Below are 15567 nucleotides of genomic sequence, written 5' to 3'. Positions count from 1 at the left end.
GGATAAATGATGTTAGAAATAGTAACATAAAAAGAAAATAAAAATGTAAGGGGGATTCAGGCTTTTATTTTTCCTTAGAATTGTTTTTAGTCTATGCGATTTCCGTTATTAATGCAAAAGCTGTGGAGATGGTTATAGAAATGTGCATTTTCTAATTATGTATTCGTATGTGACGGAACAAAGCTTTTGTTTTCTACAATGTTTTATAATAATACTTTCTTAATAAATTTAAAAGGGAGTGAGAGTAATGAGTAATAAATTTTCAAAATCAATGTCAAGAGCCGATGTTCTATTTCTTTCTGTTGGAGCAATGCTTGGATGGGGATGGGTTGTTCTTTCTGGTGATTGGATAAGTAAAGCAGGTTTTCTAGGAACGGCAATTGCCTTTTTGTTTGGTGGGCTGCTTGTTACTTTTATTGGTCTGACCTATGCAGAGTTAGCAGCTGCAATACCTGAAACTGGCGGTGGATTAGTGTTCGTCCAGCGAGCCTTTAATGATAGGTTGGGATATATTGCTGCATGGAGTGTCTTGTTTGGATATGTATCAGTTATTACCTTTGAGGCAGTTGCATTACCTACCGTCATTGATTATATAATTCCTGTTGATCACCAACTCTTTTTATGGAATCTCGGAGGATGGGATATTTATTTAACTTGGGTTTTGATTGGATCCTTTGGTTCGCTGTTGTTGACATCGATGAATTATTTTGGAATTAAACCGGCTGCTATTTTTCAAAATATTTTAACTATTGCTGTTATTTTAATAGGCTTAGTTTTAGTTTTTGGAGCATTTGCAAATGGAGGTTCAGAGCATACGAATTCAATTCTTGGAGAAGGAGTGGGGGGAGTGATGACTGTTCTTATCATGATTCCATTCCTATTTGTAGGGTTCGATGTTATCCCGCAAATCGCTTCAGAAGTAAAAGCACCACCAAAAGTAATAGGTAGGATACTTATTTTTTCTATTATACTGGCCATTGTTTTCTACATTTTAATTGCATATGGGGTATCAGTTGGATTAACACCGTCTCAACTCGAGGTTACCCGACTTGCTACTGCTGATGCAATGACGAATCTATTTAGAAGTCCAGTGTTTGGAACAATTCTTGTGATTGGTGGGGTTGCCGGAATCGTGACAAGTTGGAATGCATTCATTATTGGTGGAAGTCGAATTTTATTTGCCATGGCGGAGAGAGGGATGATTCCAAAATGGTTTGCTTACATTCATCCAAAATATAAGACACCGACACATGGCATTATCTTTTTAGGATTACTTGGTTTTTTTGCACCATTTTTAGGGCATTCAGCTTTAAACTGGTTTGTAAATGCTGGTGGCATTGGAATTGTCATCGGTTATATGCTTGTTTCCATCTCATTTATGAAACTTAGAAAAACAGAACCTGATTTAGAACGTCCATATAAGATACGAAATTGGAAATTAACTGGAGTTATCGCCATAATTTTAAGTATTATATTTATTACTTTTTATTTACCTGGAATGCCATCTGCGCTTGTTTGGCCTATGGAATGGTTAATTGTGTTTGGGTGGTATGGAATCGGAACAATCTTGTATCTGTTTGGTTCTAGAAAAGACTCTGTGAAAAAATTTAAAGATGTCTCGTCGACTTAGCCTTTGACGAGAATCCCCTTTGAAGGATTTCTAATTTATATAGAAAGTGAATTGGAAGGTAAATGAGAACAGTGTGCATTTTAAGTTTTTACCATACCCCCTAGCTTTATAAAGAGTGTTTAACGTTTTAACTGGTACCTGAAAAATCAGAAAACTGGTGCTTTTCACTATAACAGAAAATTGGCATAATTCGTATATATATTGATTTTGAGGAGGCAATGAAAAAATGGCATCATCGACAACGATGGAAGACTTGCAGGCTAAACGGAAAAAGTATGTTCCTAAAGGGGTGAGCAATGGAAATTTAAGTATTGCGCATCATGCAAAAGGGGCTACCATCGTAGACATTGATCAGAATGAATGGATAGATTTTGCAGGGGCAATCGGAACTTTAAATGTAGGGCATAGTCATCCTAAAGTAACGGCTGCTGTAAAAGAGCAGGTCGATAAATTTTTGCATCCTGGTTTTAATGTGATCATGTACGAAGGATACATTAAGCTGGCAGAAAAATTATGCAAGATTACGCCAGGCAACTTTGATAAACAAGCTATTCTTTTTAATTCGGGTGCGGAAGCAGTCGAAAATGCAGTTAAAGTGTCCCGTAAATTTACAGGCAGACAAGCGGTCGTTTCATTTGTCAGAGGGTTTCATGGAAGAACGAATATGACGTTGAGCATGACGAGCAAAGTCAAACCATATAAATTCGGATTTGGCCCTTTTGCTTCAGAAGTGTATCAAGCTCCTTATCCATACTTGTATCGAAAACCGGATCATATGACAGATGAACAATATATTGATTGGACGATTGAAGAATTCAAGAAGTTTTTCGCTGCTACTGTGGCACCTGAAACGGTTGCTTGTATCGTAATGGAACCTGTTCAAGGGGAAGGCGGTTTTATTATCCCGCCGAAGAAATTTGTCAAATTTGTCAGGGACTTCTGTGATGATCATGGTATTGTTTTTGTGGCAGATGAAATTCAAACTGGTTTTGGCCGTACAGGCAAATTATTTGCAATTGAACATTTTGATGTTGTCCCGGATTTGATTACTGTTTCCAAGTCATTGGCTGCCGGGTTGCCTTTAAGCGGTGTAGTAGGCAAGGCGGAAATTTTAAATGCTGCCGATCCGGGTGAACTGGGTGGAACGTATGCTGGGAATCCTGTAGCTTGTGCCGCCGCACTGGCAGTCATTGATATCATCGAAGAAGAGGATTTGCTCACAAAATCAGAAATACTGGGACAAAAGATTGAGAAAAAACTGCTGGAATTACAAGCGAAACATGAGTTTGTGGGGGAAATTCGCCGCTTAGGTGCTATGGTAGCGGTGGAGATCGTAGATAACCGTCAGAACAAACGACCGAATAAAGAGAAAACGAATCAAATTCTGAAATATGCGAATGAACATGGTCTTTTATTGCTTTCAGCTGGTATTGATGGAAATATTATACGCTTTTTAGCTCCGTTGGTTATTACTGACGAGGAATTAAATAAAGGGTTATCCATATTGGAAAAAGCTTTTGCTCAATGAACTGGGTGAAGAAACTGAGGATAAAATTGCCGGGAATCCATTAACCAGTGGCGTTATATATTATTATATCCCGGCAAAGAAAAACCCAGAGGGAGGTAAACCTTGATGGCAGCGACGATTAAAGTCACGAATCCTGCAACAGGTGAGTTGATCCAGGAAGTAAAGGCAGATACAGAAGAAGAGATTAATCTTGCATTGCGGAGAGGGCATGAAAGTTTCCGAAAGTGGTCAAAAATAAATGCACATGAACGATCGAGACTATTAAAGCTTTGGTCTAAAAAAATCCAAGAACATAAAGATGATCTTGCAAAGATCATGACAATGGAAAGCGGTAAACCTTTGCACGAATCATTGGGTGAAGTTGACTATGCAACTAGTTACATTGATTGGTATGCAGAAGAGGCGAAACGGCTTTATGGACGAACAATTCCTGCAAATACGGAATCCAAACGTATCATTGTCAGCCGCCAACCGGTAGGATTGGTTGCAGCCATTACTCCTTGGAATTTTCCAGCCGCAATGATGACAAGAAAAGCTGCACCGGCATTGGCAGCTGGATGTACATTCGTTGTGAAACCAGCAGAAGATACCCCGTTAACAACGATGAAATTGATTGAGCTCGCTCATAAAGCCGGAATACCAGCGGATGTAATTCAATGTGTGAATGGCTATGGCAGTGAGGTAGGAAAAATATTTACGGAAAGCAAATATGTCAGAAAAATTACGTTTACCGGCTCGACCCCTGTAGGAAAATTATTGATCAGAGACAGTGCCAGTACGGTTAAACATGTTTCAATGGAATTAGGCGGCCACGCACCGGTCATTGTTGCACATGATGCTGATATTGACTTGGCGGTAGAACAAACGATAGCTTCCAAGTTCAGAAATGCCGGTCAAACATGTATTTGTGCAAACAGAGTTCTAGTGCATGAAAGCATTGTAGAGGAATTTGCTGAAAAATTAACAAATGAAGTTAAAAAATTAAAAGTTGGAAATGGTTTGGAAAAAGGAACTCAAATTGGGCCAGTTATTAATGAAAAAGGCTTTAATAAGATTGTCTCGCAGGTCAACGATGCAATCAGTAAAGGTGCTGAAGTTCTTTGCGGCAATAAATACAATGCAAATAAGGAAAAAGGCTATTTCTTTGTTTATCCGACGGTTCTCAAAAATGTCAATGAGAACATGAAGATTATGCAAGAGGAAACATTTGGACCCATTTTGCCAATCACAACGTTTCAGGAATTAGAAGAAGCTGTTAATATTGCAAACAGCACGCCTTATGGTCTGGCCGCTTACTTTTTTACAAATGACTATAGAACAGGCATCTATCTGCATGAGCATTTAGATTTCGGAATTATCGGCTGGAATGACGGTTCTCCATCTGCTGCCCACGCTCCTTTTGGAGGAATGAAAGAAAGCGGAATCGGCCGTGAAGGTGGAGTGGAAGGCATTGAACCGTATTTGGAAACGAAATATTTGTCAATCGGGGATATTTATAAATAAAGGACTTTTTGCAGGGAGCTTTTAACAGCTGTTAATTTTCAATTTGATAGAAACTAATCGGTTTTTCATAAAGTTGGTTATATCCACCATCCATGATCAGAAATTCGATTTGGAAATTTGTACAATCTGTCACATTTCCGATCAATGTTGGGTCGACTTCTCCATCGTTTACATGAGTTGGAGTTACTTCGATCACAATCGGTAATTCACGTATCTACAGAAAGATGCACTTTATGGCCAAACCAAGTGATTTTATTGCTAAAAGAATCAAACTTTGCTCCCCAATTTGCATTGCCTGTTTGTTTTTAGGCTTGTTCTTTTCATAGGCGTTAATGGCGGCACTATCGATAGCCTGATGCCCTCCATTGATCACGCCTTCAGCTTGGCCTATCTGGACAAGATCATAAAAGATTTTTTCTGCTAGATTTTTTTGAGTGTGTTCATGGAAAATACTGTACTAAAAGTAGAGATAGATGGTGCAGGTCGACCGATTTAAACCGCATTGATAACGGAATGAATGTCTTAATCCAATCGGTTACGAAGGGCTGTAAACGTATCAAAACCTTTTAATGGAGCAGCAATAAGAGCTCTTAAAATTCCTTTCCTTAGAATGACCTTCAGCCCCCCTTGGGGTGAAGAATTGCTTAGCAAAGGGACGTAAATCAAGAGCACTAAAAAAGATTTGGCAAATTTTCTTTAGAATCTAAAATTTACAGTTCTTCAAAAAGGAAAATAGACTTTCTTGTAGAATGTACAAAGTGACTTCCCCCTAGCGAATTATTGTGTTTAGGCCACATCAAAAATTCTGCAAATGAGGGGTGAAGTCCTTTTTTCTTTTGAGAGTCTTATGGCTCTTAGAACAAAAAAATGTAAAATGTTCAAATAAAAAACTTGATTAGAAGTTAAAATTTTTTTATTTTTGTTCTTAATTTCTCTAAATTTCAAATGGTTCAGGTATCAATATTTGGATTTCCACAACCTAAGTTTAGTATCGTTGATAACTGGGCACTTCATAGTCAGCTTCCAGTTCATTAGGGTTTCTGTTTTTTTCCAAAATAAAAGGGCAGAGAATCGAAAAATCCTTATGCAGTGATATGCAAAGGGGCTATACATGGAGAGAGGGCCATGATAACCTTTTTTGGTTTTCCAAAATTATTGAAGCTGACTGGTATTATCCCCTACAGGTAGACAGTAAAAAAAGAGGCCATTTGATATGAACCTAGGAGGGGATTTTTTATGGCTAAAAAAGTCGAAAACACTATGATAGCCATATAAAAGAATTGTATCCGGTAAAATATAATCAGTTTGGAGAACTCTAACCGAAAATCAAGGGAAAACAAGATAATCCTATGAAAAATAGATAAAAGCGTCATTACGGAATAATCCAGACTGACTGATTATTGCTGAAACAAGGGGTTCAGAGCTTATGATATGTTTAGATCAAGATGCTTTAAATCAAACTATTGAAACGATGGAAAAGGAAGCTGTTTTAAAAACGGATCATTTTAGGAAATAAAAATTTCCATCCATTAACATCTTTTATCAAATTTAAGGATTAAATACGAAGTGGTGAGAACACCGAAGGAACTTTTTTAGAGAGTAAACAAGTATATTAACTTTGAAATTGTTGAACGGGATAATTGTATCTGAGAAAGAAACATGTACAATATAGAATCTATTTAATGATTTTAATGGTCTTGTCTTTTCCTTTGATTTTCTTATTTTCGGGCAAAGAAGTTTACGATAAATTCTTAAAAATGGGTTCTATAGCCATTGGAACAAACGTTGTGTTATACATTGCTATTTGATCAGCATGCTGTTTCTTCAAAAAGCTATAACAGATATTTTGCTTCATTACTAAGACAAAAATAAAACACCGTACTCGATCTCGACCATCGAAATACGGTGACCCTTAAAAAAAATCAAAAATAAAAGAGAGAAATTAAAATATCGATTAAATTATACAAAAATAAGAGAGAAAAAGCAATAGAAAAATACATAAAAAAGAGGAAGATTCATCCATATTAGCCTTAAACGATCAAATCGTTTTAGGGGTGATGATCTATTTACCCACATGCTCATAGTCGTTCCGACATGGTGTGTTCATCCCAAATGCTAAATTAAACAATTTGAATCAATATATAAAATCATAGATATACTTGCCTAGACGCTTTCAATTAATATTTAGCAATAGTTTAATTTCTTTCTATCATCTTGAAATGCCCCCTAACAGCTCAAAACGGGGCGGTCAGTAGCTGCTAAAGGAAATCGTCGGTAAGTTTAGAGAAGGAAACCGTGAAGCTAAACAATGAATCATGCAAATTGCGTTTTGAAAGTATCGAAGAAGAAAAGAGGGGAGGATGGAACGATTGCTAGTCATACCGATTCTGATAAGTGCTGCTAAAGGGCGTCTCCGAAGATGCTCAATCCGACCTTAAAACTTGAAGATCGATCCCCCCAGTTGAGCAATTAATTGCACATACAGTTTGCATTTTTAAACTTGGCCGGTTCATCCATTTGGCGTTGAATTCGCTGCAAGATCAGCATGGTGTTTTTTCACAAAATGATCGTAACTATTTTTTATTAAATGGATGCAGTCCACATCTTCATCTAGATTCACAGAGCGAACTTGTTTATTGATGTGAGCTGTTGTGTAAAAGCAGCAATAACTGATCCGTCTTAATGCAAAATTCAATTCTTGTTTACCTAATCATTTGTGCTGCTTTCATGCTCATATCACCGTAATCTTTCGCTGGCAGCAATATCTTCGTCACATTTCTTGTTGTGAATAGGTAAGTTTTCCGCGGCAAAATGTCATTACTACTTCAAGGCGGTCATTTAAAACAACTAAGTCAGCATCTTTTCCTTTTGCAATGCTTCCTTTGCGATCATAAACGTTTATTTGTTTAGCAGGGTTAACGGCTGCCATTTGAATAATGTCTTGAAGCGTACATCCGGTGTAAGCCATCATGTTTTTGGCTGCATCGTTCAGCTTCAAAATACTTCCTGCCAGCGTCCCATCCCGCAAAACTGCCCGATCTTCATTCACTCGGACTTTTTGGCCTCCAAGTTCATAGATTCCTTTACCGAGACATTTCGCTCTCATTGCATCCGTGATTAAAATAAGCCCGTCATTTCCTTTGTTTTGATAAGCAAATTTCACCATTTCCGGACACACATGAATGCCATCTGCGATAATTTCGCACAACACCTCATCATGCATGAGCACTGCTAGAGCAGTTCCCGGCTTGCGATGGTGCAATCCGCTCATTCCATTAAATAAATGGGTTGCATGGGTAATGCCAGCTTGTATGCTTTTAGCAGCTTCAGCATAAGAAGCATCTGAATGCCCGATGGAGGCGACAACTTCTGTTTGTTTTAAATAATCGGTTAATTCTATTCCACCTTTTCTTTCAGGCGCCAATGTCACAAGTTTTATCGCTCCGCCGGACATATGCTGCCATTTTTTAAATAACTGCAAGTTCGGTTCGAGAATATTTTCTGAGTGCTGCGCTCCTGCTCTTTTAGGTGAAATAAACGGACCTTCCAAGTGGACTCCTAACACTTCTGCATATCCGGGTTCATTTGCTGTTTCCATGTACTTTCTTACATTGATCAGAGCTTCTTCAATCCGCTGTTCAGAGCTTGTCATCGTTGTTGCTAAAAAACTCGTCGTTCCTTCCCGGGGGAGTGCCGCTGCCATTTTGCGAATTGCCTCAACGGTTGCATCCATCGTATCAGCGCCTGCTGCTCCATGAATATGCAAATCGATAAAACCAGGAATGACTGCATAATTGTTTTTGCTTTCAATTTTTTCAACCTGTTCGTCTGTAACAGTCAGCTTTTCTTGAGGACCAACGTCAAGAATTTTCCCATTTTCTATTAATACATATCCATTTTTGAAAACTCGTTCTTCAGCATATACCGTCATATTCGATAACAAAATCTTGTTCATAAAGATCTCCTTTTTCTAGTAACAATCTCTATTTAAATTGTATGTATGTGGAACAAAATGTTAAATGACTTTTATGGGAATTTTAAGTCTTTCAGTATAGTAATTTGAGGAACCGAAAGAATAACTATTCAATTCTTATTCTTTTTTGCAGCTTGGTCATTTATATCCCGTAGCTTTTCCTTCAACGAATCATTCGTGTTAAAAGTGCTGGTTACCTTCATTTTACGATATAATGATAAACTTTATGAAAAAATCTCAATGTGTAATAAACAAATTTTATAATATACTAGTTTGCAGTTTGTTGTTCCATAGGTGGTAGAGAACTGGTTAAAAAATAAATCACAAAACTGTAAAAATGCAACAGAAATTCATGATGAATTCTGTGGCATTTATCATTGATACCGCTCTTCAATATATGTTAAAAAAAGTACCATTTAAATAAATTCCAAAATATATGTAATAAAAAATGACATATTTTAAGACAAAGATGAAAAGTAGGATTATTATTTAACTAAAAACCACAAGAAAACACAAAAAATCAATTTGCAAGTTGTGGTTTTATTAATAATATATAACATTAAATGTAATAATTTATAACAATATTATCGGAAGGCGGGATTAGCATGATCGCAACAATCAGTGTTAGTAAAGCAGATATTTTAGAAAAATCGATTAAGTGGTGGAATCCTGGAAAAACTTTGAAATGGAAAAAAGATGGTATTGATTTAGTGATCGGTAAAAGAGAAGGCTATTATTTTTATGATATAAATGGAAAAAAATTGATGGATGTTCATTTAAATGGAGGAACATACAACCTTGGTCACCGGAATCCTGAAATCATAGATGCGCTGCAGGAAGGATTAAAAGAATTCGATATAGGGAATCACCATTTTCCTTCTGTTGCTCGTGCTTTACTATCTGAACAACTAAATTATTGTACTCCCGATAATCTTAAGTATTCGATTTTGTCAAGTGGCGGAGGAGAAGCAATCGATGTAGCAATTAAATGTGCAAGATATGCAACTAAAAGAAAGAAAATAGTTTCCATTCAAAATGGTTATCATGGCCATACAGGGTTAGCTTTGGCGCTAGGAAACGAACGATACTCGCGTCTTTTTTTGAGCGAGGGTGATAAGGACGAATTTGTACATGTCCCATTTAATGATTTGGAAGAGATGGAAAAGGAGCTTTCGAAGCATGATGTTGCTGGTGTCATTGTAGAAACAATTCCTGCAACTTACGGGTTTCCTCTTCCAGAAGAAGGATATCTTGCAGCCGTAAAAGCTTTATGTGAGAAGTATGATGCCTTATATATTGCGGATGAAGTGCAAACAGGGCTAATGCGAACAGGTGAAATGTGGGGGATAGAACATTATGGTGTAAAACCTGATATTCTAGTCACTTCCAAAGGGTTGAGCGGTGGGATTTATCCAATTGCGGCGACAGTAGTGAGCGAAAAAGCAGGCCAATGGATGATGGAAGATGGTTTTGCCCATATATCTACGTTTGGGGGTGCTGAACTTGGATGCATTGTTGCGATGAAAGTATTGGAGATTACCCAGAGAGAGGAAGTAAGGAGCAATGTTAAGTTTATATCAGACTATTTGCGAAAAGGATTGGAAGTCATAAAACGTGGAACCTCTGACTTTTTTGTAGGTATACGTCAATTGGGGGTTGTGATGGGGCTGGAATTTAACCATCCAGAAGGAGCAAAGTATGTTATGCGTTCATTATACGAAAACGGTGTATGGGCTATTTACTCAATGCTTGATCCACGAGTGCTGCAATTTAAGCCTGGGCTTCTTTGCAGCAAAGATTACTGTGATGAATTGCTCGAAAAGGTTGAAAGAAGTATTAAACAAGCATCAAAGTTAGTTCAGCAATAAAAATATTTCGTGGAATGGAGGGGGAAAAATGTGTGCAATGAGAAGTCCTTCGTACAGTAATGTGATCGAATTTTATAGTGAAATTGCCAAAAAAGCGGTTCAATTATTTTATCCGGAGGTTTCTTCCATCCGCCTGTTAAATTATTCAGAAAACATAACATATTTAGCTGAACGTAAAGATGGAAAGGGATCAGCTATTTTGCGACTGAACCGTCCAGGTTATCATACGAAAAAAGAGCTTGAAGCTGAGCTCATTTGGATGATGGCAATTAAAAATCATACATCCATCATTGTCCCTGAACCGATTGCAGGCGCTAATGGACAGTTCATTCAGGAGATTGCTGACGTCAATAATAGTGGACAACCATACCATTGTGTCATGTTCAGTTATTTAAAGGGCGAAACTCCTGATGAAATGAATGAGAATGAATTACTCTTTAATTTTGAAAACCTTGGTGAAATAACGGCTCATTTGCACAACCATGTTGAAAATTGGAAAGAATCCAAAATAATCTGCCGTCCTACATGGGAATATGAAACAATGTTAGGAAAAAAAGCAAAATGGGGGAGATGGCAGGACGGGTTAGGAATCACTCCCCAACTTGTGCAGCTGTTTGAAAAAGTATCTAATACGATATATCACAGATTGAACCGTTTTGGAAAAACGCCGGACCGTTTCGGATTGATCCATGCAGATTTGCGGCTTGCCAATCTTCTTGTAGAGAGCGATCAATTAAAAGTCATTGATTTTGATGATTGTGGTTTTGGCTGGTATTTATATGATTTGGCTGCTGCTTTAAGTTTTATAGAACATAAGGATTATGTACCTGATTTAATACAGTCCTGGTTGAAAGGATATAAAAAAGTTCGAACTCTTTCAAAGGAAGAGGAAGAAGAGATTCCAACATTTATAATGCTTCGCAGGTTAATGCTAATCGGCTGGATCAGCAGTCATTCAGATAATGAAACTGCCCAAAAAATGGGTGCAGAATTTACTTTCCAAACAGTACCATTGGCAGAAAAATATTTATACCGCTATGGATAAAAAACGGTTAACTACTTTACTAATTTATTTTACGAAGTATTTGGAGGTGCAACGATATGCTTGCCCAAGAAAAAGAAAAAGGATTGTTGGATTATACAGCCGATTTATCTAAATTCGGCTATAAACAAGAACTCGAACGAACTATGAATGTTTGGCAACTTACAGCATTTGGGTTGAATTATATGGTTCCCATTGCTCCTGCCATTATTTTTGGAATACTATTGCAAACTTCGGGCGGGACGGTAGCTCTTCCATATCTGCTTGCAGGTATTGCAATGCTTTTAACAGCTTTTAGTTATTCTGTTATGGTTCGGAATTTCCCGCTTGCCGGATCGGTTTACAGCTATGTCGGCAGGGGATGGAATGCGTATTTTGGGTTTATAGCTGGATGGGTTTTAACATTAGACTATATTTTAATTCCAACCGTGACGGCATCTAGCTCAGCTTTTTTCGCCCAGCAGTATTTTCCTGACGTTCCTTATTGGGTTCTGCTTGCGATTTTCTCCATTGGAACAGGATTATTAAACTTATTTGGTGTGGAACTTCTTTCTAAAATGGGTCTTTGGCTGTTAGTTCTTGGAGAATTTGTCGTATGGGCTTCTATTTTAGTATGGGCAAAAGCTGTTCACCTTGACGGATTTGGAACAGGGACATTGTTCAGCACACAGCCTTTTCAATTTGAAAGCTTGTCAAGTTTAATAGCAGCTACATCTCTTGCAGTATTCAGCTTTCTTGGTTTTGATGCGATCACAACGCTGTCAGAAGAAACACGGAGACCGAAAAGGGATATTCCAAGAGCCATCTATTGGTGTATTGGAATTGGAACATTAACAATGTTTATGTGTGGGTATGTCGGGATGTTAGCTATTCCCGATTGGAAAGAGCATATTAGCGATGAAACATGGATGAACACTGTTTTGTTTCAAGTTTCAAAAATGACCGGAGGAGAAGGATTTGCTATCTTTTTTACAGCAGGATATTTAACTGAATTGGCAGTTTTTAACTTGGTAGCTACTGCTGCGGGTGCAAGACTATTATATGGAATGGGAAGAGATACACTTTTGCCGAAGTCCATCTTCGCTAAAGTCAACAAAAGGTGGAAAACGCCTCACTGGAGCATTGTGATTATAGTTGCAGTTGAGTTTATTTTAGGTCTTTCTTCCAATATAGCGACACTATCTAATTTGGTGAACTACGGAGCATTGTTTGGATTTGCAGCACTGAATTTATCAGTCATTTGGCTATATTATGTGAAGAAAAAAGGAGAAGCACCTTTAAGTTTAGGAAGTGTGCCAAATTGGAAACCGACAGGGTGGAGGCATCTTCGCTATTTGGTTCTTCCATTATTAGGTTTTTTCGTAATAGTTTATGTTTGGATCAGTATGGATCCAGTTGCCCAACTTATTGGAACAATTTGGCTGGCAATAGGAGTCATTTACTTAACAATTAAGACAAAAGGATTTAAGAAATTGCCTCCGCATTTAGATGTCTGAAAAGTATGATTATTGAAAATAGAGGGGGATTGAACCATGTTTACGTCATTGGCAGGAAAGACCGTTATGGTAACTGGAGGAAGCAAAGGTATTGGAAAAGGAATCTCAGTCGTTTTCGCAAAACAAGGTGCAAATGTAGCGGTCGTAGCTAGAAATGCCGAAGCGGCAGAGAGATGTGCTGAACAGATTAGAAAAGACGGTGGAAGTGCAAATAGCTTTCAAGGAGATGTTGCAGATCTGGATTCGATGAAAAAAGTTGCACAGTCTGTAGCAGATATGTTTGGTGGAATAGATATACTATGTTCAAATGCAGGAATTTTCCCAAGTGCAGCAATTGAGGAGATGACGGGTGAAGAATGGGATACTGTAATGAATACAAACGCCAAAGGGAGTTTGTACGCGATACAGGCCTCCCTCCCTTATCTTAAAAATGCAGAATATGGAAGAATTATTCTGACATCTTCCATTACAGGCCCTTTAACAGGTTACAAAGGATGGTCTCACTATGGAGCGAGCAAAGCAGCACAACTAGGATTTATGAAATCAGCTGCGCTAGAACTAGCTAAATACAATATTACCATTAACGCTGTACTGCCAGGGAATATCGTTACTGAAGGTTTAGAGAATTTAGGTGAAAATTATCTTAATGAAATGGCTGCTTCTATTCCATTAAAAAGACTTGGACATGTTGACGATATTGCTTATACTGCATGTTTTCTCGCTTCAAAAGAGGCAGGCTACATTACTGGACAATCGATTATAGTAGATGGAGGGCAAACGATTCCTGAAAGCTTAGATGCTATGGCTTAATGGAAGCATCTAATTTTATGAATGGTAGATAGGAGGAAGTCCCAATAGGACATTAAAAATTAAGAAATGTTTTATTTCACGTTTTTGAAATAAAAAGAGGTATTCATAAGCGGAATAATCACTCACGGGACAGCTCCTGAATGCTGAAAATTTGGAGGGATTTTTTGTGTCACTGGCGTTTGAACGAAGAAAAAAATTTATACTAAAAAAATTGGCAGATGAAGAAAAATTACATGTTTCTGAGTTAGCAGAAACACTCGATGTATCAACTGAAACGATTAGACGGGACTTGGACCGATTAGAAAAGGAGGGGAGGTTGAAAAAAGTATACGGCGGAGCTGTTCTAGCTGCTTCTTTTCCGTGGGAGCCTCCATTTGATAAAAAGTCTGCCATTAACTCGAAGCAAAAAAGAGTGATCGGCAAAATGGCTGCTTCTCTTGTTAATGATGGAGATATCATAATGGTCGGGAATGGAACAACTCCGTTGGAAATGATACGGTATTTAGGAAACAAAAAAAACGTTACTCTTATTACACATTCAGGGCCGGCAATGTTGTTGGCGACTGAAGTTTTTAAAGGCAAAATTATTTTTATAGGCGGAGAAGTTGATATAAACCAGAAGTCAACAACGGGGCCGCTTGCTGAAACAGCATTATATAAACTAAAAGCAAATAAAGCGTTTATTTCGGCAGGCGGAGTTTCTCTCAAAGAAGGCATCACAGACTATGACTTGAACCAAGCACATATTTCAAACATTATGATAGAACGATCAGAAGAACTCATCGTATTAGCAGATCATACGAAATTAGGCGAATCCACTTTCGCACATATATGCCCACTTGACAAAGTGTCTATCATAATATCAGATTGGGACTGCCCTAAAAATTGGAAAAAACAACTGGAAGAAAAAAACATTAAACTACTGCTTCCGGATAAAGAAGATTTTGAGAATTCTTTTTAGATAATTCAGGTTTTCGTCAAAGTTGATAGCCGCTTTTATAAAATATTGGTATGCACTATAAAATGAAGATTCACAAGGTGGGTAAAGAAAAAAGAAGACATTATGTAATCGTAATGGTATTAAAAGTAACATACAGATAAAATACGGAATTTTAATTTTAAAGGGTATAGTTTCAAAAAATATTATAAAGAAATAGCAGAAAACAAAGATTAATTTATACAATTAATATTGAGATCCGACAGTTGTAACCGCCAAATAGAAATGAACACTTTCTTACCTAAAAATGCTGAATAAGATTGAACACTTTTTTCCAGTAGTGACGTGCACTTTATTTGGAGAGGCGGGCATGATAGCCTTTGTCGGCTGAGCCAGATTCATTGATATATCTGGCTTCCTGGCTAATAATCTTGTCCGCAGAGGCTCCAAGTAAAGTGACAAAATGCCAGCACTAACTTCCAGTAAAGTGTCCACTACTAATTAGCAAAAAATGTTCAAAGTTATCAGGCGGTTACAACAGTTTTATCAGAGAATACTTTACTATTGTAAAATAAAGCTTGCGTGAAAAAAGACGACAAGCTTTCTTTTGTGTGTGCGCCCGGCATGGGTGTAATCTATAGGGTGAAAGTCCCGAGCTGCGAAGGCAGAAGTAGCAGTTAGCTTAACGCAAGGGTGTCCGTGGCGACGCGGAATCTGAAGGAAGCGAGCGGCAAACTTTAAGGTCTCTCGGAACACGAACTTCATATGAGGCTAGGTATC

The 15567-nt window shown here is 37.8% G+C and carries 11 protein-coding genes; 8 read left to right on the top strand and 3 right to left on the bottom strand.

Features of this window, described 5'->3' with window-relative positions; translation table 11 throughout:
• The first annotated feature begins 247 nt into the window (after nucleotides 1-247).
• The 3 genes from NSU19_RS18115 to NSU19_RS18105 all read left to right on the top strand — a co-directional run bounded on the left by NSU19_RS18115 (nucleotide 248) and on the right by NSU19_RS18105 (nucleotide 4661).
• Complete coding sequence (locus NSU19_RS18115; RefSeq protein WP_339197838.1) at nucleotides 248-1630, top strand: amino acid permease; 1383 nt, start codon at nucleotides 248-250, stop codon at nucleotides 1628-1630.
• A 226-nt stretch (nucleotides 1631-1856) separates the two neighbouring features.
• Nucleotides 1857-3158, top strand: coding sequence for a 4-aminobutyrate--2-oxoglutarate transaminase (gene gabT, locus NSU19_RS18110; RefSeq protein ID WP_339197835.1), 1302 nt, complete (start codon nucleotides 1857-1859; stop codon nucleotides 3156-3158).
• 105 nt (nucleotides 3159-3263) lie between these two features.
• Entirely contained in the window at nucleotides 3264-4661 is a 1398-nt protein-coding gene (locus tag NSU19_RS18105; RefSeq protein WP_327847792.1) for an NAD-dependent succinate-semialdehyde dehydrogenase, read from the top strand.
• 31 nt (nucleotides 4662-4692) lie between these two features.
• Here NSU19_RS18105 and NSU19_RS18100 read toward each other — a convergent pair whose 3' ends face one another.
• The 3 genes from NSU19_RS18100 to nagA form a co-directional block, all read right to left on the bottom strand.
• Nucleotides 4693-4857: a hypothetical protein gene (locus NSU19_RS18100; protein WP_311066610.1), complete on the bottom strand. Its 165-nt coding sequence runs from the start codon at nucleotides 4855-4857 to the stop codon at nucleotides 4693-4695.
• A 2313-nt stretch (nucleotides 4858-7170) separates the two neighbouring features.
• A complete protein-coding gene (locus NSU19_RS18095) occupies nucleotides 7171-7356 on the bottom strand; it encodes a hypothetical protein (RefSeq protein ID WP_339197832.1) in 186 nt (61 codons plus the stop codon).
• A gap of 75 nt (nucleotides 7357-7431) precedes the next feature.
• Nucleotides 7432-8616 (bottom strand): N-acetylglucosamine-6-phosphate deacetylase, encoded by a 1185-nt coding sequence (nagA, locus tag NSU19_RS18090; protein WP_339197829.1) that lies wholly within the window; start codon nucleotides 8614-8616, stop codon nucleotides 7432-7434.
• Between the two features lie 623 nt (nucleotides 8617-9239).
• Between nagA and NSU19_RS18085 the strand changes: the two genes are divergently transcribed.
• The 5 genes from NSU19_RS18085 to NSU19_RS18065 all read left to right on the top strand — a co-directional run bounded on the left by NSU19_RS18085 (nucleotide 9240) and on the right by NSU19_RS18065 (nucleotide 14811).
• Nucleotides 9240-10502, top strand: a complete 1263-nt coding sequence (locus NSU19_RS18085) for an aminotransferase class III-fold pyridoxal phosphate-dependent enzyme (protein WP_327856109.1) — start codon at nucleotides 9240-9242, stop codon at nucleotides 10500-10502.
• Between the two features lie 28 nt (nucleotides 10503-10530).
• Complete coding sequence (locus tag NSU19_RS18080; RefSeq protein WP_327864091.1) at nucleotides 10531-11547, top strand: phosphotransferase; 1017 nt, start codon at nucleotides 10531-10533, stop codon at nucleotides 11545-11547.
• Between the two features lie 56 nt (nucleotides 11548-11603).
• The gene (locus tag NSU19_RS18075) at nucleotides 11604-13040 is read left to right on the top strand and encodes an APC family permease (protein WP_327856107.1); all 1437 of its coding nucleotides are present in this window, start codon (nucleotides 11604-11606) and stop codon (nucleotides 13038-13040) included.
• 36 nt (nucleotides 13041-13076) lie between these two features.
• The gene (fabG, locus tag NSU19_RS18070) at nucleotides 13077-13850 is read left to right on the top strand and encodes a 3-oxoacyl-ACP reductase FabG (RefSeq protein WP_327864092.1); all 774 of its coding nucleotides are present in this window, start codon (nucleotides 13077-13079) and stop codon (nucleotides 13848-13850) included.
• A gap of 166 nt (nucleotides 13851-14016) precedes the next feature.
• The gene (locus NSU19_RS18065) at nucleotides 14017-14811 is read left to right on the top strand and encodes a DeoR/GlpR family DNA-binding transcription regulator (protein WP_327864093.1); all 795 of its coding nucleotides are present in this window, start codon (nucleotides 14017-14019) and stop codon (nucleotides 14809-14811) included.
• Nucleotides 14812-15567 lie beyond the last annotated feature (756 nt).

It is taken from the genome of Aeribacillus sp. FSL k6-2211 (genome assembly GCF_037966125.1).
Lineage (GTDB): Bacteria > Bacillota > Bacilli > Bacillales > Aeribacillaceae > Aeribacillus > Aeribacillus composti.
This window is presented reverse-complemented; position numbering and strand designations above follow the sequence as displayed.